This window comes from Intestinimonas butyriciproducens (assembly GCF_004154955.1).
GTDB classification, from domain to species: domain Bacteria; phylum Bacillota; class Clostridia; order Oscillospirales; family Oscillospiraceae; genus Intestinimonas; species Intestinimonas butyriciproducens.
In genome coordinates this window covers 3,047,994-3,066,716 of record NZ_CP011524.1, presented here as the reverse complement: position 1 = coordinate 3,066,716, position 18,723 = coordinate 3,047,994, and the positions used below count along the sequence as shown (strand labels likewise).

Below are 18,723 nucleotides of genomic sequence, written 5' to 3'. Positions count from 1 at the left end.
AGACAAAGGCCGGAAGCGATGTCAGGGGTGCGCGTAGCGCATTTATTTTACCCTTGACTCCGTTTCCGGCTTTTGCTATGCCTCCGGAATAGAAGCGTCCGCAAGGACGCGCAAGCCACCACGTTCGCGTGGTGTTCGGCCCGCACGTTTTGTGTCGGGCCAGGGGCTTGGGAAACTCACCAGCAAGCGGGAAAGGATATCTCTTTCCATTGCGTGCTAACTAGTATTTTTCTGGAACCCGGATATTAGCCTGCTCGGAATCTACATGAGTCGAAAGAGTGAAAAGGCCGTTTACGAAATTGGTCAAATTTATATGTCTAGAATGAATGAACAAATGTCCAGACACTTTGAAACTGTTATTAAGTTGCGTTTTGATCAGGTCAGCGGCATTGTTTCTGCTGTCTCAGCAGATAATAACAATAAAGAAAAGTTATATGAGGAACTTGTTTACAGGGCACAGGTCAGGAACTTTGACTATTTAGCACTTTGTTCTACTGAGGGAGATTTTCAGACTCTTTGTGGACAATCAATACAGCCACTGAACCCGGAGCCCTTTGTAGAAGCATTAGTACGAGGAGAGCAAAGAGTCGCGTTAGGTAGTGATCCTGCTGGAAATCTAGTGGTATTGTTTGGCGTTGATGCTACTGCTTACCCTATGCAGGATGGCAGTATGAGCACTGGACTGATAGCAGCCGTCCCACTGGAGTACATCACCGATTTCCTTTCCTTAGAGGATGAAGAGTAGCTGATGTATTATCATATTATCAGGCCGGACGGTAGTTTTGTAATACAGAACTCCAACACGGAGTTGGGGTATTTTTCAAAAACAATTAAACAATTCAAAGGATACGCGCTCACCGGAAACGCCTCACTAAGCAAGAATTCCTGCGCTGTTCTCTGGAATGTTGTACTGTGCGGACTGGGGCTCCCCGCTCCGCGCTCATCGCGGCCAGATCATATTAAAGATGGCGAGTAATACACTTGAGGAACTGACCCCAGGAATGCTTCGAGATCTGATTAAAGAAATTGTTATTCATGATGGTGACAGAAGCAGCGGCCACCGGCAGCAGCGTATACCTTCATCGGCGCGATGGAGGACGCACAGGTGCTTGCAAAACTCGATCTAAAAGGTCAAGCAGCGTAATGTACTCTCGTACATTACGCTGCTTGACCTTTTGTGTCCTCAGCCAAGAGACGGGCTGCCTTTTATATTATCTGCGTTCCAGTGCCATGTCATAGGCGTGTTTGGTCTTTTCGTCAAAACAGACGAAGAGGATCTCGTCAAAGGCGGCTGGGTGGGAGGTGAGGAATCCCCGCACCGCTCCGACGGCAATGGGGGCGGCCCGGTCCAGAGGGAATCGATAGACGCCGGTGCTGATGGAGGGAAAGGCGACGGTCCGGCAGTCATGCGACAGGGCCAGTTCCAGACAGGAGCGGTAACAGGAGGCCAGCATAGCCTCCTCCCCATGTCCGCCGCCGTGCCATACCGGACCGGGGGTATGCAGAACGTATTTTGCGGGCAGAGAATAACCTTTTGTAATTTTAGCGCTCCCTGTTTTACAGCCGTGCAGGGTCCTGCATTCAGCCAGGAGGGCCGGGCCGGCCCGCCGGTGGATGGCCCCGTCCACACCCCCTCCTCCCAGAAGAGAGGGATTGGCGGCGTTGACGATGGCATCTGCCCGGATCTGTGTGATGTCGCCCAGCAGGGTGCGGATGGGCTCACGCATCGCCGTTGCCGGGTTCCGGCCAGGGGTCGGAGGCCGAGTCGCCGTCCCCGTCTGCGGGGAGCTGGGCCTGCAGAGAGGCCGGGTCGGTAAAGACCTGCTCAAAGGTCTTGGAGTCCATGGTCTCATGCTCCAGCAGGTAGCGCGCCACCAGGTCCAACTCCTTGGCGTGCGCCTTCAAAATGGACTCACACCGGGCGTAGGCGTTGTCGATGAGGGTCTTGACCTCCTCGTCGATGATACCGGCGACCTCCTCCGAATAGCTCTTGGCCTGGGCCATGGACCGACCGATAAAGACCTCGTCATGGCCGGTATCGAAGGTGACGCTACCCAACCGGTCGCTCATGCCGTAGCGCATGACCATGTTCCGGGCGATGGAAGAGGCCCGCTGGATGTCGTTGCCCGCGCCGGTGGAGATATCCCCCAGGGTGAGCTGTTCGGCCACCCGTCCGCCCAGCAGAGAGGCAATGCGTTCGGTGAGCTCCGTCCGGGAGAGGAAGTTCTTGTCCTCCTGGGGTAGGCTGATGGTCATGCCGCCTGCGCCGCCCCGGGGCACGATGGTGATCTGATGGACCGGATCGGCGGTCTCCAAGCTGTGATTGACCACGGCATGGCCTGCCTCATGATAGGCGGTGAGGCGCCGTTCCCGGGGCGTGACCACCTTGCTCTTCTTCTCCGGGCCGGCGATGACTTTGATGACCGCCTCGTGGAGATCCTCCATGGTGATGAAGCGCTCCTCCCGGCGGGCGGCCAGCAGGGCCGCCTCGTTCATCAGGTTCTCCAGGTCCGCACCGGTGAAGCCGCCGGTGGCCTTGGCAAGCTCCGCCAGGGAGACGTCGTCCGCCAGGGGCTTATTGCGGGCGTGGATCTTCAAAATGGCCTCCCGCCCTTTGATGTCGGGATACCCCACGTAGACCTGCCGATCGAACCGGCCGGGACGCAGGAGGGCGGGATCGAGGATGTCCACCCGGTTGGTAGCGGCCAGAACGATGACACCCTCGTTGGCCGAAAAGCCGTCCATTTCCACCAAAAGCTGGTTCAGGGTCTGCTCACGCTCGTCATGGCCGCCGCCCAGGCCGGCGCCGCGCTGGCGGCCCACGGCGTCGATCTCATCGATAAAGACGATGGCGGGGGAGTCCTTTTTGGCCTGGTCAAAGAGATCGCGGACCCGGGAGGCGCCCACGCCCACATAGAGCTCCACAAAGTCCGAGCCCGAGATGGAGAGGAAGTTGACGCCGGCCTCGCCCGCCACGGCGCGGGCCAGCAGGGTCTTGCCGGTGCCCGGTGGGCCTACCAGTAGCACGCCCTTGGGGATACGGGCCCCCAGGGCCACAAACCGCTTGGGGTCCCGGAGGAATTCTACGATCTCCCGGAGTTCCTCTTTTTCCTCATCCGCGCCGGCCACATTATCGAAGGTCACCTTTTTGTCGCCCTGGTCTGCCAGGGTCCGGGTCCGGGCACGGCCAAAACGGGCGGTCTTGTCTCCGCCTCCGCCCGCGCCGTTCTGGCGCAGAAACATAAAATACCACATAAAGCCGAAGATGACAAAAATGGCCAGATATGGCAGGAAGGACATCCAGGGAGAGGGTGTGGGGTCGGGGGGATAATCGTAGTCAGCGAGGATGCCCGCCTGCCACTGCTTTATAATGAGCTCGTTGAAATCCTCCCGGAAGAGCTCCAGGGAGTAGAGCTTGTAGGAGAGGGTGGTCCCGTCCTTCAGGAAGAGGGTCAGGTTGTTGTTTTTGTCCACCACCAGGCGCTCCACGTTCTGCTGTTCCAGCTCCCGGCGGACCTGGGCATAAGAGGGGGCGGCGGTGGCGTTCATATTCTGGAGGGTCCAGAGGGTCCCCACCAGGATCATCAGGATCAGGCCGTAAAAGGCCACGTCCCGCAGGCTGATTTTTTTCAAGAAAGTACCACGTCCTTCTGTATGGGGTGGGGATACTTAGTCCGCCGTGACAAGCTCCTCTTCATAGACACAGGGCTTCAGGATGCCTATGTAGGGAAGATTGCGGTATTTTTCCGCAAAGTCCAGCCCATAACCCACGACAAAGAGGTCGTCTACGGAAAAACCGGTGTAGTCGGCCTCCACGGGCTTGGTGCGGCGGGAGGGCTTATCCAGCAGCGTACACAGCCGGATGGAGGCGGGGTGCCGGGCCTGGAGCAGCTTGAGCAGATAGCTCAGGGTGTTGCCGCTGTCCAGAATGTCCTCCACCACGATGACATCCTTGCCCTCGATGCTCTCCGAGAGGTCCTTGGTGATCTTCACCTGACCGGAGGAGGTAGTGCCGGCGCCGTAAGAGGATACGGCCATGAAGTCCAGGGTGCAGGGGAGGGTGATGGAGCGCACCAGATCCGCCATAAAGACAAAGGAGCCCCGGAGGACGCTGATGAGAATGGGCTCCCTGCCCGCGTAGTCCCGGTCAATCTGTTTGGCCAGCTCTTGTACTCTGGTGCGGAGCGCCTCTTCGGTGAATAAGACCCGTTCGATGTCCTGTTCCAGCATATCCATATCCATCCTTTACTCATTCTGAAGCTCCTCAGCGGGAGCGGTTCTGAGGGCGATGACCTCCAGCGCCGGCGCGCCGGAAGACGAGAGGCGGCCCTGGTCGGGGCCGAAACCTGCCAGCCACAGAGGGCCTGATGCGTCAGCCAGCAGGGGAAGACGATCCCGGTCCCAACGGGGCACCTTGGCGTCGATGAGTAGCTTTTTGACTGTCTTGGCACGCCGCCGGGGGAGGGTGATCATATCTCCGGTCAAACGGGGGCGGACCACCAGGGGACCGGTCAGACGGGAGGGATCGAGAAAGAAGTGGTCTGGGGTATCGGGCGGCTGTTCCGGTGCCGGGGCCCGGCGGCAGGCAATGGTCCAGCCGATGGAGGGCAGGACCGCCTCGCCGGGAACGGACAGGGAAACAGGCGCAAAGGAGGGGGAGCGGCGTGCCCCACGGACCAGGATCAGCTCCCCATAGACACGCCGGGCGGTGAGGCTGTGGGGCAGACTCACTGCTCCGGAGGGGGATGGCGAGCGGGAGAGGGCCACCACGGCGGTAAGATGGGCGGCGCGGAACTGAAACTCCCCCAGACGGCCCAGCAGACAGCTCACGATGCGGACTGCGATGGGGTCGGGCTGAGAGGCCAGGAGGGCGGCAGAGATCGAAAGCCCGCCGTCGCCCGCAGGTCTCGCCCTGCGGGCGACCGCCGCGGCCTGGGCGGAGAGATAGTCGTTGTCGGAGCGGAGATAGCGAATGGTGTCCGCCATGCGGGGGACAAACCAGGGGTTGATCTCATCCAGCAGGGGGATCACCTGATGCCGGACCTGATTCCGGGTGTAGGCGTCGTCCTGGTTGGTGCTGTCCTCCACGTGGGGAATATGGTAAAGCTCCAGATAATCCTCGATTTCCCGGCGGGTGGTGGTGAGCAGGGGGCGGACCAGCCGCCCCTGGCGGGGGCGGATGCCGGTGAGGCCCTGGAGACCGGAGCCCCGGATGAGATGGAGGAGGACGGTCTCAGCGTTGTCGTCGGCGGTGTGGGCGGTGGCGATCCGGTCTGCACCCACGGCCCGCGCGGCCTCCTCCAGAAAGGCATACCGCATCCGGCGGGCGGTCTCTTCCAAGCCCAGGCCCAGGCGCTTTGCCTCCCCGGAGACGTCTCCTCCGCCGGTGATGAGCCGGACGGCAGGGAGGGGGGCCTGGCCCGCGGCTGGGTCTGGGCCACACCAGTCCTCCACCCAGCGCTTCACAAAGGCCTCGTCCCGGTCGGACTCGGCGCCCCGAAGATGATGGTTATAGTGGGCGGCCACCAGGGTGAAGGGACGTATCGCCCGCAGCTGGTTGAGCCGGTGGAGCAGACAGATGGAATCCGCTCCGCCGGAGACCGCACAGACCACGGTACACCCCGGAGGCAGCATATCATATTCGTCTATGAGCCGATTCATGGCACAGTCCGGGCGCTTATCCATAATCAGTACTCCTGATGGGTCCGGTCGATGGAGGAGAAGGTGGTGTACTCGGGCAGCCACTGGAGCTCCACCTTTCGGGTCTCCCCGTGGCGGTTTTTGGCAATGATGCACTCCGCCAGGTTCCGCAGCTCGGAATCCTCATTGTAATAGTCGTCCCGATAAAGGAACATGACAATGTCGGCATCCTGCTCGATGGCGCCGGATTCGCGCAGGTCGGAGAGCATGGGCCGTTTGTCCTGGCGGCTCTCCGGTCCACGGGAGAGCTGGGAAAGACACACCACGGGCACATTGAGCTCCTTTGCCATGATCTTCAGGGCCCGGGAGATGTCGGACACCACCTGCTGACGGTTCTCGCCGGAGTAGCGCTGCTTGCCGCCGGCGGATTGCATCAATTGGAGATAGTCTATGACGACGAGCCCCAGGTTATCCACCCGACGGCATTTGGCGTTCATATCGGCGACCGAGAGGGCGGGATTGTCGTCGATCAGGATCTTGGAGCGGCCCAGGGCGGCGGCGGCCAGGGCGATCTTGTCCCAGTCTTCATCGGAAAGCCGGCCGGTCACCAGCTTTTTGTTATCGACAAAGGCCTCGTTGGAGATGAGGCGCATGGCTAACTGTTCCCGGCTCATTTCCAGAGAAAAAAACACCGCCGTTTTGCCCGAGAACTTGCCTACCTGAAGAAGGACGTTCAGGGCAAAAGAAGTCTTGCCCATACCGGGACGGGCGGCCAGCAGGATCAGGTCGGAGTTGTTGAGGCCGGAGATGGCGGCGTCCACATCCGGGAGGCCGGTGGACAGTCCGGGCACGGCGGCGTCCAGCTTGGAGAGCTCCTCCAGCCGGTCCAACACGTCCAGCACCACGGAGGAGATGGGCGTGAGCCCCTGACTGGAGCGGCCCTGCCGGATGGCGTAGATGCGCTGTTCGGCGGCATCCAGCACCTCCTGGGCGGTACCGGTGCCCTCCTGCACCATGGCCGTGAGGTCTCCGGCGGTCTCCGCAATGCGGCGCAGCAAAGATTTGTCTTTTACGATCTCAATGTATTCCCCCACGTTGGCGGCGGTGGGGGTGACCTCCATAAGCTGAAGGATATAGGACCGGGAGGTGTTTTCGTCGAATACGCCTCCCAGACGCATATGGTCCAGTACAGTTACCGGATCGATGGTCTCGGAGAGACTGAACATGGAATAGATGGTCTCATAGATATCCCGGTTCTGCTTGAGATAAAAGTCCTCCGGGCGGAGTTTTTCGATGACGGCGGGGACGCATCGGACATCGATGAGCATGGAGCCCAGCACCGCCTGCTCCGCCTCCACCGAATGGGGCATCTGACGGACCAAGAGTTCCTCGTCCATTTTCTCTCCGCACCTCCTGTCGTCGGAGCAAGGTCCGCTCCGCACCGCCCGCTTTTCGGCGGGCTACCGTACCGCTTATTTCTCCTCGGCGACGACCACGTGAAGATTGCCGGCCACCTCATAGCCGAGCTTGCACTTGAGGTCATAGGTGCCGAAGGACTTGATGGGTTCCTCTTGGACGATTTTGCTCTTGGCCACATCCAGGCCGTATTGGGCCTTGAGGCACTCGGCGATCTCCTTGGAGGTGACGGCGCCGAAGAGGCGCCCGCCGGAGCCGGACTTGGCGTAGATTTTCACGGTGCAGCCCTTGAGCTGCTCGGCGATGGCCTCGGCCTCGGCCTTTTCCGCAGCCTCACGGGCCTTTTTGGCCTTTTCCTCCAGCTTCATCTTGTTTACGTTGTCAGCGTTAGCCTCCACAGCCAGCTTGCGGGGGAGCAGAAAATTGCGGGCGTAGCCGTCGGAGACCTCCACTAGTTGGCCCTTCTTGCCCTGGCCCTTGACGTCCTGATTCAAAATCACTTTCATGTTATGTCGTTCCTTTCCGGATCAAATTTAATATGCCGCATGGATTTCCGCAATGCGCCAACCGCTAAGGGCGTGCGCTTCAGGTGTCCTCCCGCTGTCAATCTTCCTCGAAATACTGGTCGATGGCGCGCAGAAGCCGCTGGAGGACCTCCTCCACACTGCCGGAGGGCACCTGGGCTCCGGCGGTGGCGGCATTGCCGCCGCCGCCCAGCTTTTCCAGAACCACCTGCACGTTGGTGTCCCCCATGCTGCGGGCGGAGATGACCACCCGCTCTCCATCCGCGTCGGGGAAGAGGACGAAAGAGGCGTCGATGCCGCTGATGTTGAGCAACTCGTCAGCGGCCTGCGCCGCCGTTACCCGCCCGACCGTGTGATCCACCGCAGCCACGGCGATGTCATTGTGGTACATCCGGGCGGTCCGAATGATGTCATAGCGGGCAATCACGCCGCTCAGATCATTTTGAAAGAGCTTCTTCACATCTCCGGTGTCGGCCCCGGAGCGGCGGAGAAACGCCGCCGCCTCGAAGGTACGAGTACCAGTACGCATGGTGAAGTTTTTGGTGTCCAGCACAATACCCGCCAAAATGGCCTCCGCTTCGATCTTGAGCAGGTCGGTGGGCTCCAGGATGTATTGGAGCAGCTCGGTGACCAGCTCACTGGCGGAAGAGGCGTAGGGCTCGTGGAAGTTGAGAGCGGCGTTGGAGATGTAGGAGGCGGCCCGCCGATGGTGGTCGATGACGGCCACCCTGGTACAGCACTCCAGCAAGTCCTGGCTCATGACCTGCTCCGGGCGGTTGGTGTCCACCACCACCAGCAGCGTCCGCGGATCGGCCAGGATGATGGCGTCCTGGGCGGAGAGGAACGTCTCCTTATACTCCGGCGTCTGACTGAGCTTGCCCACCATATCAGCGGCGGGATTGTTGCCCGGTTCCCGGATGATGCGGGCCTGTACGCCCCGCTTCCGGGCGATGGCGCACACCCCGGCACAGGCGCCGATGCAGTCCAGGTCCGGGAATTTATGACCCATGACAAAGACATAAGAGGAGTCGGCAATGAGCTCGCCCAGTGCATTGGCCATGACACGGCTCTTTACCTTGGTGCGCTTCTCCATCTCCTTGCTGCGGCCGCCGTAGAATTCGAAGTTGAATTTGTTTTTCACCACGGCCTGGTCGCCGCCCCGGGAGAGGGCCATCTCGATGGAGAGAGAGGCATACTCCAGCAGTTCCTTGAAACTGGGGGCGTCTTTCCCCACGCCGATGGAGAGCGTGGCGGGCACGCCGCTGGGGCTGGGAATATCGTGTACGGCGTCGAGTACATCGAATTTGGTCTCCTGAAAATGCTTGAGATAGCGCTCTTCAAAGAGGAAAAGATAGCGGTCCCGGTCATAGCGGCAGAAGAGACCGCCGGTGGGGGCCACCCAGGCGGCCAGACGCTTGTTAATCTCGCTGAGCAGGGCGGTGCGCCCGGATTCGTCGGCGGATTTCACCGCATCCTCATAGTTGTCCAGCAGCAGCACGGCCACCACAGGCTGAGAAGCGAAGAACTCCTCTTTCACGGCGGAGTAGTCGGTGATCTCCACCCAGTAAGTCGTGGCCAGCGCGGCCGCGCGGCCGCGCTTCTCCTCGGAGCGGACCAGGGAGCCGAAGACCAGAAAACGCTTGGCTCCCAGCTTCACCTCCCCGGGACAGGCGCTCTTTCCCTCCAGGAGCCACCGGGAATCGAAGCCGGGGACCAGTGTGGAGAGCTTGGTGTCAAAGAGATGGTCCCTCTCGTCGGTGAGCTGGAGAAACCGCTCGTTGGACCATATGACTTCGTCGGTGTCCGGCTGGAAGAGGACCATGGGCAGGGGAGAGTTGAGCATAGTGTCCCGGCTGGCCGCGTCCATGTTGGTCGTCACCGAGTCGATATATCGAAGCATCTCCTTTTTGCGAAGGCTGTTGCTGCGGCGAAGATAGAGGTAGAGAATGACGACCACGACCCCCTCCACCACGGCCAGCGGCACGGAAAACAGAGCGGAGGCGGCAGCAAAAAGGACCAGGCAGGTGAGATAGAGCCCCAGACTGGGCTCCAGCAGGTTGGAGAGCTTTTTGTTCTTCAAACGCACACCTCCTTAAAGTTGGATGAAAGCCTGATATGAGAATTTATTATATCAGAAAAGGGGGGAAAATACAAGGGCTGCCCCTGGGAGAGAGAAATGAAATAGTGACGGCGGAGCAGGGTGGGGAAATCCCATTTTCCGTCACTTCCTCTATTGCGTTAAAGTGGCGATACTGCTATAATATCCTCTAATCAGATAACGTTTAGGGAGGCATCCACCATGGAGGAGATCAAAATCCAGCGCGCCGCCAAGCTCAAGGAAAAGCCCGACCCCAAAACTCTGGGATTTGGCAAGATTTTTTCCGATCACATGTTCCTGCTCGACTATCACGCCGGACAGGGCTGGCACGACCCCCGCATCGTTCCCTATGGCCCCTTTATGCTGGACCCCTCCGCCATGGTGTTCCACTATGCCCAGGAGGTCTTTGAAGGGCTGAAGGCCTATCGGGCTCCCGACGGCAGCGTACAGCTCTTCCGGCCCGCCGACAACGCCCGGCGTATGGCCGACTCCTGTGACCGCCTGTGCATTCCGCCGGTCCCCGAGGAGCTGTTCGTAGAGGCGGTCAAGGCTCTGGTGAAGGTGGACGCCGACTGGGTGCCCAACGAGCCGGGCACTTCCCTCTATATCCGCCCCTTTGTGATCGCCACCGATGCCAGTCTGGGAGTCCACGCCTCCCACAGCTATCTCTTCTGCATCATCACCGGACCTGTGGGGGCATACTATGCCGAGGGCATCAACCCGGTGAAAATCTATGTGGAAAACGACGACGTCCGGGCCGTCAAGGGCGGTACGGGCTATACCAAGTGCGGCGGCAACTACGCCGCCTCCATCCGCGCCGGTGAGCGGGCGGAGGAGCAGGGCTACGCCCAGGTCCTCTGGCTGGACGGCGTCCACCGGAAGTATATTGAAGAAGTGGGCTCTATGAACGTGATGTTCAAGGTGGACGGCAAGATCATCACGCCCGCCCTCACCGGCTCCGTGCTGCCCGGCATCACCAGAAGGTCCTGCCTGGAACTGCTGCGGGACTGGGGCTACGCGGTGGAGGAGCGGCTCATTACCGCCGAGGAGCTGTTTGACGCCGCCGAAAGCGGCAAGCTGGAGGAGGCCTGGGGCACCGGCACCGCCGCCGTGATCTCTCCCATCGGTGAGATGGGCTGGAAGGACAAGCACGTGGTGGTCAACGGCGGGGAGATCGGGAGCCTGACCCAGAAGCTGTACGATACTCTGACAGGTATTCAGTGGGGTGTGGAGCCCGACCCCTACGGCTGGACCGTTAAACTGTAAACAGAAGAAGAAAAAGACAAGCCCCTGGAGCGCCTGAGCAGGCGTTCCGGGGGCTTTTATGCGTTTTGGGACGACGGGGACCTCCCTCAGCGCCAGTGATTGGGACCCTTTTCGACGATGCGGACCACTTGGTAGCGCATGGCCGTTCGCTCCTTTCCTGAGCGTGCTGCAAAGGGAGGGCCCTGAGGCCCTCCCTTTGCAGCTTGGAATTGGGTTTGCACAGACAGAGAAGGTAGTGCAGAATTGGAATCGCAGAGATGGAGGCCGAGGGATCAGACGAACGTGGGGATGAAGTACAGACCCAGGCAGGTGATGACCACCCAGAACATACAGATGAAGGCCATGAAGCCCCACACATCCTTCAGCTTCATGCCGACCACAGACAGGGCAGGAATGACATACAGCGGCTGGAGCAGGTTGGTGCACTCGTCGCCATAGACAAAGGCGTTGAGGCAGTTGACCAGGTTGGCGCCCGGAATAGCCTTGGCAGCTTCAACAATAAGAGGACCTTGCACAGTGAACTGACCGCCCTGAGAGGGAATGAACAGATTGGTGACACAGGCCGAAAGGAAGGAGAAAATAGGCAAGGTCTGAGCATTGGCTATGGAGACGATGGCGTTAACCAGCACGGAGCCCAGGCCGCCGTCCAGGTACATCATGCCCATGATGGCACCGTAGAAGGGGAACTGGAGCATAACGTCCGTGGCCAGGTGCATGCTGTTGGAGTGGGCCTCGATCCAGGCGTGGGGTTCGGGGAACAGGAAGCAGTTGATGCCCACGAACAGGAAGATGACCAGATTCATATTCAGAGCGCCCAACAGGCCTTTGGTGGCCACAGAATAGATGATATAGACGAAGATGAAGGCGCCGACCACCCACATGATGGGCTTGAAGGTGTTCATTTTCTCGGCCGGTGTCTCCGCTTTGGTAGTACTGCGATAGGACTTGGGTTCTACATCGGCCTGGGTGGCGATATTGCCCAGCTCCACCAGTTCATGCTCACCGGGCTGGGTGAAAAGGACCAGCAGAATAAACACGATGGCCAGGACAGTAAAGAGGATAATGTTCATGGGGTTGTAGCAGGTGTCGGCTACGCTCATGGTCTGGCCTACGATAGCCGCATAAGAACTGCCCTCGGTGGCCAGGTTGGAGTACAGGGTGGCGGAGGGCCCGAGACACTGGCCCAGGATCATGCAGGAGTAGCCGCCGGCCACCATCATGGGGAAATGGAGACCTTTGATGCGCTTTGCCAGATGCATGGCCAAAATGGGGGTGACGATGGTGCAGAAAGCCCAGTTCAGCATGGAAGTGACATAGCCGAAAATCATCAACACAATCAGCGCGGCGGTACGGCTGTTGACCAAGCCTGCAATTTTGTTCAACAGCTTAGCAACCTGAGGACTTTGGGCGCAGGTGGCACAGACAATGACCATCAGGCCCATCTGGAAGGCCAGGGTGAACTGGCTGCTCAGGCCATCCCACCAGGCGATCAGGAGTTCCAAGGGGCCCTTGCCGCAGAGGACCAGCGACAGGACGAAGACGACAAGCATCAGGATCACGCAAAATACGAAGGAATCGGGAATGATCTTTTCGGCGGCGAAGTTAAATTTCTTGCTGATCCGCCAGAGCGGCGTCCCCTTGGACTGGGCAGCGGTGTTGCTGGACATAAGAATCGCTTCCTTTCTCTCTCAACATTATAGCTTAAGCGCGGTGCGTGAGGAAACGGTGGAAAATTACTTCTTTTTTCCGTAGAGCATATCTACCAAGTAGTCGTTGAGCCCCTCGTTGGACGCCTTGATCTGCCCGGGGGTCCAGGTCTGGAAGCCCTCTCCGGTCTTGAAGCCGATCTTGCCCTCGCCGCGCAGCTTTTTGAGCAGGGGAGAGGGCTCATGGGAATCCTCCAGGTCCTTTAGAATGTAGTCGTGGATGTTGTAGGTGAGGTCGGTGCCCACCATGTCGGCGTTCTCCATGGGGCCCAACTGGGGCAGCCGCAGGCCGAAGGAGTAGCGCACAGCCTTGTCCACGGTGGCGGCGTCGGCAATGCCGCGCTCCACAATGGAGATGGCCTCCCGCCACAGCGCGTGCTGCATCCGGTTGGCGATGAAGCCGGGCACGTCCTTCTTACACAGGACGGGCTCCTTTCCGGCGGAGGCGAACACATCCATTACGGTCTGGGCCACCTCATCGGAGGAGGCGTCGGATTTGACCACTTCCACCAGGGGGATCAGATGGCCGGGATTCCAGAAGTGGGTGCCCACAAAGCGCTCCCGGTGCTGGAGCTCGGCGGAGATCTCACTGGGGCTCATAACGGAAGAGTTGGTGCAGAAGATGGTGTCGGGACGGCAGCGCGCCTCCAGCTTGGCGAAGATATCCCGCTTGATCTTCATGTCCTCGAATACGGCTTCGATCACCAAGTCGGCCCGCCTGACCAGCTCGCTGTCCAGGTCGGTGGTGAAGGAGATGCGGGAGAGCCGGGAAGCCAGCTCCTCCTCGGTGAGAGCGCCCTTGGCGATCAACTGCTTGGTGTTGGTCCGGATACCAGCCGCCACATCGGTCTCATACAGGTCATAGACACCCACCTCGTAGGTGGGATTGGACGCCATGACGAAGGCGATGTTCTTGCCCATCAGTCCGGCGCCGCAGATCAGAATATACTTAATATCTTTCATGAAAAGGACCTCCTCAATCCGCAGTGTCCTCGTAGTCATGGGGATCTGGTGGAACAGTTTTGCCGCTCTCGCCGACCAGCACGCCCTCGGTCCGGCAGGCGGGGCATCGACCGAAGGCGGGCTCGGTGATGGTGTCCGTGCCGGATTTGAATTTTTTGCCGCACACCGGACAGCGGTAAAACATCCAGTAGACTCCCCAGCTCATTTCTTCAGCCCCAGGATATCACGGGCTTCGTCGGGAGTGGCCACCTCATTGCCGTACTCCCGGATGACGCGGGCCGCACGCTCCACAAATTGGACGTTGCTCTCCGCGAGCTGCCCCTTGGCGTACATGACATTGTCCTCCATCCCCACACGGATATGGCCGCCCATGGCCACTGCGCCGTAGAGCATCTCCATTGCGGAATGGCCCACCCCGAAGCAGCTCCAGGTGGAGCCGGGGCACAGGGATTCCATCGTCTCTTTCATAAAGACCAGGTTCTTCATGCTGCCGGGGATACCGTTGGCGCACCCCATGCAGAACTGGAAGTGGAGGGGCGCCTTCAAAATGCCCTTCTTCAGATAGTAGGCGGCGTTTGCGATCATTCCGGGGTCAAAGGCCTCGATCTCGGGCTTTACGCCCCACTCCTGCATATGCGTGCCCAGCTCCTCCAGGAATTTGGGGTGGTTGATGAACAGGCTGGAATTCAGCCAGTTCATGGAACCGCAGTCATAGGAGCCCATCTCGGGGCGGAGCTCTTCCAGGTGGAGCTGGCGGGTCTCGTCGGTGGCGTTCAGATCGCCGGAGGTGGTCATATTGAGGACAATGTCACAGTCGGGATGATTTTTACGCAGCAGTTCCACAGTCTGACGGAACTTGTTCACATCCATGGTGCCGTTCCCCTCGTCGTCGCGCATATGCAGGTGGGCCACGGCTGCCCCCGCCTTCCAACAGGCGTATACGTCCTCGGCGATTTCGGCGGGTGTCATGGGGACATTCGGATTGTCCTTCTTCTTCGGCCACGCGCCGGTGGTCGCCACAGTGATGATGGTCTTTTTGCTCATGTTCTTTACCTCGACTTTCTCTTCGAGAATCTTTGGGCGAATACCCATTGCACACCTTCTATCTATGCAAACGCCGTGCCAATTCCGGAGAACGAGCGGAAAAAATACGCAACCCATTGGGGGAGAGGCGGTTGAGCAGGATGCAAAAAAACGGGGTACAGGGACAGAAAAAAGAAAAACGGTGATAAATTTCACCGACTGTAAATTTGCCTTCTATAGAGAAAGACCAATATAAAACAAATAAAATGGGAAAATTGCCCTATGATTTGGAATATTTCGAGACGAAATAAAGAAAAAAGCACCCGGTGAAACTCATCACCTATGTGGTGATGAGTTTCACCGGGTGCGGCATCAGCGCTAGGGACGGTTGTACTGCCGACATTTTTTGACCAGGGTGGAGTGGTCCACCCCCAGGACCCGGGCCGCTTTCCGGAGGGAGCCCTCCCGCTCCAGCGTGTGGAGGATGAGCTCGCGCTCGAAGGTGCCTACCTGGGCTTTCAGGGTCTGAGAGGTCTCAGAGGGGGAGAACGGCAGCCCATTGGGGTTGAGGGCCCGGAACACGCTGCTGCGGGCGATGGGGCCGGAGTCGTTGGTGACCACCAGGCGCTCAATCAGATTTTCAAGCTCCCGGATGTTGCCGGGCCAGTGGTACTCCATCAACAGATCCATCCCATCCGGGGAGAGGAGAACGGACTTTCCATATTTTTTGCTGTAGGCCCGGCAGAACTCCTCTGCCAGGAGAGGGATGTCCTCCCTGCGCTCCCGCAGGGGTTTCAGCGCGATAGGGACCACGTTGAGCCGGTAGAAAAGATCCTCCCGGAATCGTCCCCCTTTGATCTCCTCGCGCAGGTCTTTGTTGGTGGAGGCGATGACACGGATGTCCAGCTTGACCGGTTTACTGCCTCCGATGCGCATCAACTCCCGTTCCTGGAGCACGCGGAGCAGCTTGGTCTGGAGAGGAAGGGGCATGTCGCCGATCTCATCCAGGAGGATGACGCCGGTGTTGGCCAGCTCAAACATGCCCGCCTTGCCCATGCGCCGCGCCCCGGTGAAGGCTCCCTCCTCGTAGCCGAAGAGCTCTGACTCCAACAGCTCGGAGGGGATGGCGGCACAGTTGACCTTGATAAAGGGCTTGTCCCTCCGCTCACTGCGCTGATAGACCTCGTTGGCCACCAACTCCTTGCCGGTGCCGGACTCCCCGGTGATGAGCACCGTGACGTCGGCGGCGGACACGGTGCGGACCACCTCCATCACCTGCCGCATGGCCTCGCTGCGGTAATAGATCTGTTTGTGCCCTGTCTGCTGCCTGCGGAGATAGGCCAGCTCCTCGTTGACCTTTTTGCTCTCCTCCGCCATGGTGAGCAGCCGCTGTTCCAGCCGCTTGAGCTCAGGAAAGTCTCGGGTATTGGTCACCACCAGTTTGATGTTGCCCGCACCGTCAAAAACGGGGTTCCCCGTGACCAGCACTTCCTTATCCAGCTTGAGGATGATGGCCACGGAGTTGACCCGTTCCCGGCGCTTGAGGACCTGTTCGGTGACAGAGCCCCTGTAAAGGACGCCTTCGGCCTCGATATCGGCGACCTTCCGGCCCAGGATCTCCGCCGGGCGGATGCCGGTGGTGCGGGTATAGGCTTGGTTGATGAAGAGGACCTTCCCCTCTCCGTCGGTGATGTGGATGCCGTCGTATAGGTTGTCGCAGATCTCGCGAAAATCGTAATAGCCCGCCTGAAATTGGTCCAGCGCGCCCACGGCCTGGGCGGCCTGCTGTTCCAGATCGGTCCCCTTCAGGGCCCGATCCAGCTCCAGGAGGGAAGAACGGACCCGGTCGAGTGCCTCGGTCCCCTCCACAGTGCAGCCTCCTCTCTTATTTTCCCCACATCAGGGTGATGGCCTTATTCTGGTTTTCGATCCGCGCCACTTCCGGCGCGCCGCCGTACTCCCCGTCCAGCGTCCAGGGAAGCGCCTCAGCAGCGGTGATCTTCAGCTTCTGGGTGTGGAAGGCCACCACCTGCCGGCTCTCCTCTGCGTTCTGGCGGACCAGGGACAGCAGGGCGTCCTGGAGGTCCCCCACCTTCCGGGGCTGGCGGACCAGCACCACCTCAAACACCCCGTCGTCCAGAGAGACCTGGCTGGGAGGAAAGACCTTGAAGCCGCCTACGGAATTGGTGTTGGTTACCATGCCGTAAATAAAGTCGTCCTCCAGGGTGCCGCCGTCGTGTTCCACGGTGAGATGATAGCCCCGGCCCAGATCTCCCAGCTTGGTGGCGCCCTCCAGCAGGTAGGCCAGGTGTCCGAAGGCGTTTTTGAACTCCTGGGGGGTGCCGTAGCTCACATCGGTGAAGATGCCGAAGGCCGCCACATAGACAAAATACCGGTCATTGAAGCGGCCCATATCACAGGGGCGGGGCGTGCCCTCCACTGCGGTAAGGGCGGCCTTCTCCAGCCCGCGGGGAAGTCCCAGATTCCGCGAGAAGTCATTGGTGGTGCCGGCGGGAAGATAGCCCAGCACCGGCGGAGTCTCCAGGGTGAGAAGGCCGGATACCGTCTCGCTGAGGGTGCCGTCGCCTCCGCAGCAGACCACCCGGTCGTACCACCAGCCCTGCCGGGCAGCCACGCGGGTGGCGTCTTCCTTGCCCTGGGTGGGCCAGACCGTCACCAGATAGTCCGCTTTGGTGAAGATATCCACAATGTTGGCCAAGTGGTTTTTGACGATCCCCTTGCCCGCCTGGGGATTGTAGATGAAGAGCAGCCGTTTCATTCTGATTCCTCCGGATTCCTTGTGTTCCTGCCGCCGGGGCAGAGGATTATGGATATTTACAATTATACAAGTTTCCCTGGAAAAGCAAAGCCCCAATTTAGCAAAGGAGAGAAAAAGGACAGCCGCCCTTGCATTTCAGGCCGGACAACGGTAAACTATTAATTCAATAAGCAAAAAAGTATCGGACGAAAGGAAGTGTTGCCGCCGTGTATCGTCGCGCCTTTCGCGCCGCCTTTCCAGCCACTGTGCCGGTGCTGATGGGGTATCTGTCCATCGGGATCGCGTTTGGACTCATGCTGGAGGCCATCGGCTATAACGTCATCTGGGCCTTTTTTATGTCCCTGACCATTTATGCCGGATCAGGACAGTATATGGGGGTGGAGCTCCTGTCCACCGGCGCGGCGCTGGGAAGTGTGGCCGTGCTTACGCTGATCCTGAACTTCCGTCATCTGGTCTACGGGCTCTCCATGCTGGAAAAGTTCCGGGGGATGGGGCTTCGAAAGCTCTATATGATCTTCTCCCTGACCGACGAGACCTATGCGCTCCTCTCCTCAGCCCGGGTCCCGGAACGGGTGGACCCCCATGCCTACTATTTTGCCATCGCCGTTCTGGACCACGGCTATTGGATCCTGGGCTCGGTCATCGGCAGTGTGGCCGGAGCCCTCATCAGCTTTGACACCACCGGCATCGACTTTGCCATGACAGCGCTTTTCATTGTCATCGCGGTGGACCAGTGGAAGACCTATCGTTCCCACCTGCCCGCCCTTTTGGGCTGCGGTATCACGGTACTCGCCCTGGTCATTCTGAAACCCGACGCCATGCTGATTCCCGCTCTGTGCGTCATCGTTGTGGCGCTCCTGCTGCTGCGTGCCCGGTTGGATGATAGTCGGGCGGAAGCGGAAGAGGAGGTGAGATAAATGGCGCTTACCACCGGACAGGCCGTCGCCTCCATTGCGGTGATGGCGCTGGTCACCTTCCTGACCCGGGCGCTGCCCTTCCTCCTTTTTGACCGGGGAAGCGCCCCGCCCAAGGTGGTCCTCTATCTGGGAAAGGTCCTTCCTCCGGCAGTCATTGCCATGCTCATTATTTACTGCCTGCGGAATGTGAGTTTTTCCATCCCGGCGGACTGGACCTCCGAGGCAATCCTGGCCGCCATGTCCACCTGGGCGCCCCAGCTTGCTGCCGCCGCGGCGGTGGTGGTGCTCCACCTGTGGAAACGCAACAATCTTCTGTCCATTTTTGGCGGGACAGCACTCTACATGGTGCTCGTCCAGGCGGTATTCGTATAAAAACCGTCCCCTCCGGCTC

At 59.6% G+C, this 18,723-nt stretch carries 18 protein-coding genes; 5 read left to right on the top strand and 13 right to left on the bottom strand.

The features are described from left to right. The first annotated feature begins 265 nt into the window (after window positions 1–265). Window positions 266–745 (top strand): hypothetical protein, encoded by a 480-nt coding sequence (locus SRB521_RS15100; RefSeq protein ID WP_338068285.1) that lies wholly within the window; start codon window positions 266–268, stop codon window positions 743–745. A gap of 157 nt (window positions 746–902) precedes the next feature. Beyond that, complete coding sequence (locus tag SRB521_RS16905; RefSeq protein ID WP_075704768.1) at window positions 903–1,127, top strand: DUF4368 domain-containing protein; 225 nt, start codon at window positions 903–905, stop codon at window positions 1,125–1,127. Between the two features lie 84 nt (window positions 1,128–1,211). Here the strand turns inward: SRB521_RS16905 and SRB521_RS15090 are convergent, their stop codons facing one another. The 7 genes from SRB521_RS15090 to SRB521_RS15060 all read right to left on the bottom strand — a co-directional run bounded on the left by SRB521_RS15090 (window position 1,212) and on the right by SRB521_RS15060 (window position 9,660). Beyond that, window positions 1,212–1,727, bottom strand: a complete 516-nt coding sequence (locus tag SRB521_RS15090) for an O-acetyl-ADP-ribose deacetylase (protein ID WP_075704767.1) — start codon at window positions 1,725–1,727, stop codon at window positions 1,212–1,214. Next, the gene (gene ftsH, locus SRB521_RS15085; RefSeq protein ID WP_075704766.1) at window positions 1,720–3,633 is read right to left on the bottom strand and encodes an ATP-dependent zinc metalloprotease FtsH; all 1,914 of its coding nucleotides are present in this window, start codon (window positions 3,631–3,633) and stop codon (window positions 1,720–1,722) included. The genes SRB521_RS15090 and ftsH overlap by 8 nt, the downstream gene beginning before the upstream one ends. A gap of 36 nt (window positions 3,634–3,669) precedes the next feature. Further along, window positions 3,670–4,236 carry a hypoxanthine phosphoribosyltransferase gene (gene hpt / locus SRB521_RS15080; protein WP_075705610.1) on the bottom strand — a complete coding sequence of 189 codons (567 nt, stop codon included), beginning with the start codon at window positions 4,234–4,236 and terminating at the stop codon, window positions 3,670–3,672. A gap of 9 nt (window positions 4,237–4,245) precedes the next feature. Next, the gene (gene tilS, locus SRB521_RS15075; RefSeq protein WP_242976576.1) at window positions 4,246–5,685 is read right to left on the bottom strand and encodes a tRNA lysidine(34) synthetase TilS; all 1,440 of its coding nucleotides are present in this window, start codon (window positions 5,683–5,685) and stop codon (window positions 4,246–4,248) included. Window positions 5,686–5,687: 2 nt separating this feature from the next. Then, complete coding sequence (gene dnaB, locus SRB521_RS15070) at window positions 5,688–7,037, bottom strand: replicative DNA helicase (protein ID WP_058118603.1); 1,350 nt, start codon at window positions 7,035–7,037, stop codon at window positions 5,688–5,690. A gap of 75 nt (window positions 7,038–7,112) precedes the next feature. Continuing rightward, window positions 7,113–7,562, bottom strand: a complete 450-nt coding sequence (rplI, locus tag SRB521_RS15065; RefSeq protein ID WP_033118572.1) for a 50S ribosomal protein L9 — start codon at window positions 7,560–7,562, stop codon at window positions 7,113–7,115. Window positions 7,563–7,659: 97 nt separating this feature from the next. After that, window positions 7,660–9,660: a DHH family phosphoesterase gene (locus SRB521_RS15060; RefSeq protein ID WP_058118602.1), complete on the bottom strand. Its 2,001-nt coding sequence runs from the start codon at window positions 9,658–9,660 to the stop codon at window positions 7,660–7,662. 219 nt (window positions 9,661–9,879) lie between these two features. On the opposite strand from SRB521_RS15060, the gene SRB521_RS15055 reads away from it, so the two are divergent. Continuing rightward, window positions 9,880–10,944: a branched-chain amino acid aminotransferase gene (locus tag SRB521_RS15055; RefSeq protein ID WP_033119397.1), complete on the top strand. Its 1,065-nt coding sequence runs from the start codon at window positions 9,880–9,882 to the stop codon at window positions 10,942–10,944. A 272-nt stretch (window positions 10,945–11,216) separates the two neighbouring features. Here SRB521_RS15055 and SRB521_RS15050 read toward each other — a convergent pair whose 3' ends face one another. From SRB521_RS15050 to SRB521_RS15025, 6 genes are all read right to left on the bottom strand, one after another. Further along, window positions 11,217–12,611 (bottom strand): TIGR00366 family protein, encoded by a 1,395-nt coding sequence (locus tag SRB521_RS15050; protein ID WP_116722289.1) that lies wholly within the window; start codon window positions 12,609–12,611, stop codon window positions 11,217–11,219. Window positions 12,612–12,677: 66 nt separating this feature from the next. Continuing rightward, window positions 12,678–13,613: a 3-hydroxyacyl-CoA dehydrogenase family protein gene (locus SRB521_RS15045; RefSeq protein WP_116722290.1), complete on the bottom strand. Its 936-nt coding sequence runs from the start codon at window positions 13,611–13,613 to the stop codon at window positions 12,678–12,680. A 13-nt stretch (window positions 13,614–13,626) separates the two neighbouring features. Next, window positions 13,627–13,818 (bottom strand): hypothetical protein, encoded by a 192-nt coding sequence (locus SRB521_RS15040; protein WP_033119394.1) that lies wholly within the window; start codon window positions 13,816–13,818, stop codon window positions 13,627–13,629. Then, entirely contained in the window at window positions 13,815–14,657 is an 843-nt protein-coding gene (locus SRB521_RS15035) for a beta-keto acid cleavage family enzyme (protein WP_116722360.1), read from the bottom strand. The genes SRB521_RS15040 and SRB521_RS15035 overlap by 4 nt, the downstream gene beginning before the upstream one ends. Window positions 14,658–15,014: 357 nt before the next feature. After that, window positions 15,015–16,505, bottom strand: a complete 1,491-nt coding sequence (locus tag SRB521_RS15030; protein ID WP_242976577.1) for a sigma-54 interaction domain-containing protein — start codon at window positions 16,503–16,505, stop codon at window positions 15,015–15,017. A 16-nt stretch (window positions 16,506–16,521) separates the two neighbouring features. Continuing rightward, the gene (locus SRB521_RS15025; RefSeq protein ID WP_033118507.1) at window positions 16,522–17,415 is read right to left on the bottom strand and encodes a diacylglycerol/lipid kinase family protein; all 894 of its coding nucleotides are present in this window, start codon (window positions 17,413–17,415) and stop codon (window positions 16,522–16,524) included. 206 nt (window positions 17,416–17,621) lie between these two features. Here SRB521_RS15025 and SRB521_RS15020 point away from each other — a divergent pair, with 206 nt between their 5' ends. Both SRB521_RS15020 and SRB521_RS15015 read left to right on the top strand, forming a co-directional pair. Continuing rightward, on the top strand, window positions 17,622–18,332 hold the full coding sequence (locus SRB521_RS15020) for an AzlC family ABC transporter permease (protein WP_075704763.1): 711 nt from the start codon (window positions 17,622–17,624) through the stop codon (window positions 18,330–18,332). After that, window positions 18,333–18,704: a branched-chain amino acid transporter permease gene (locus SRB521_RS15015; protein WP_075704762.1), complete on the top strand. Its 372-nt coding sequence runs from the start codon at window positions 18,333–18,335 to the stop codon at window positions 18,702–18,704. Window positions 18,705–18,723 lie beyond the last annotated feature (19 nt).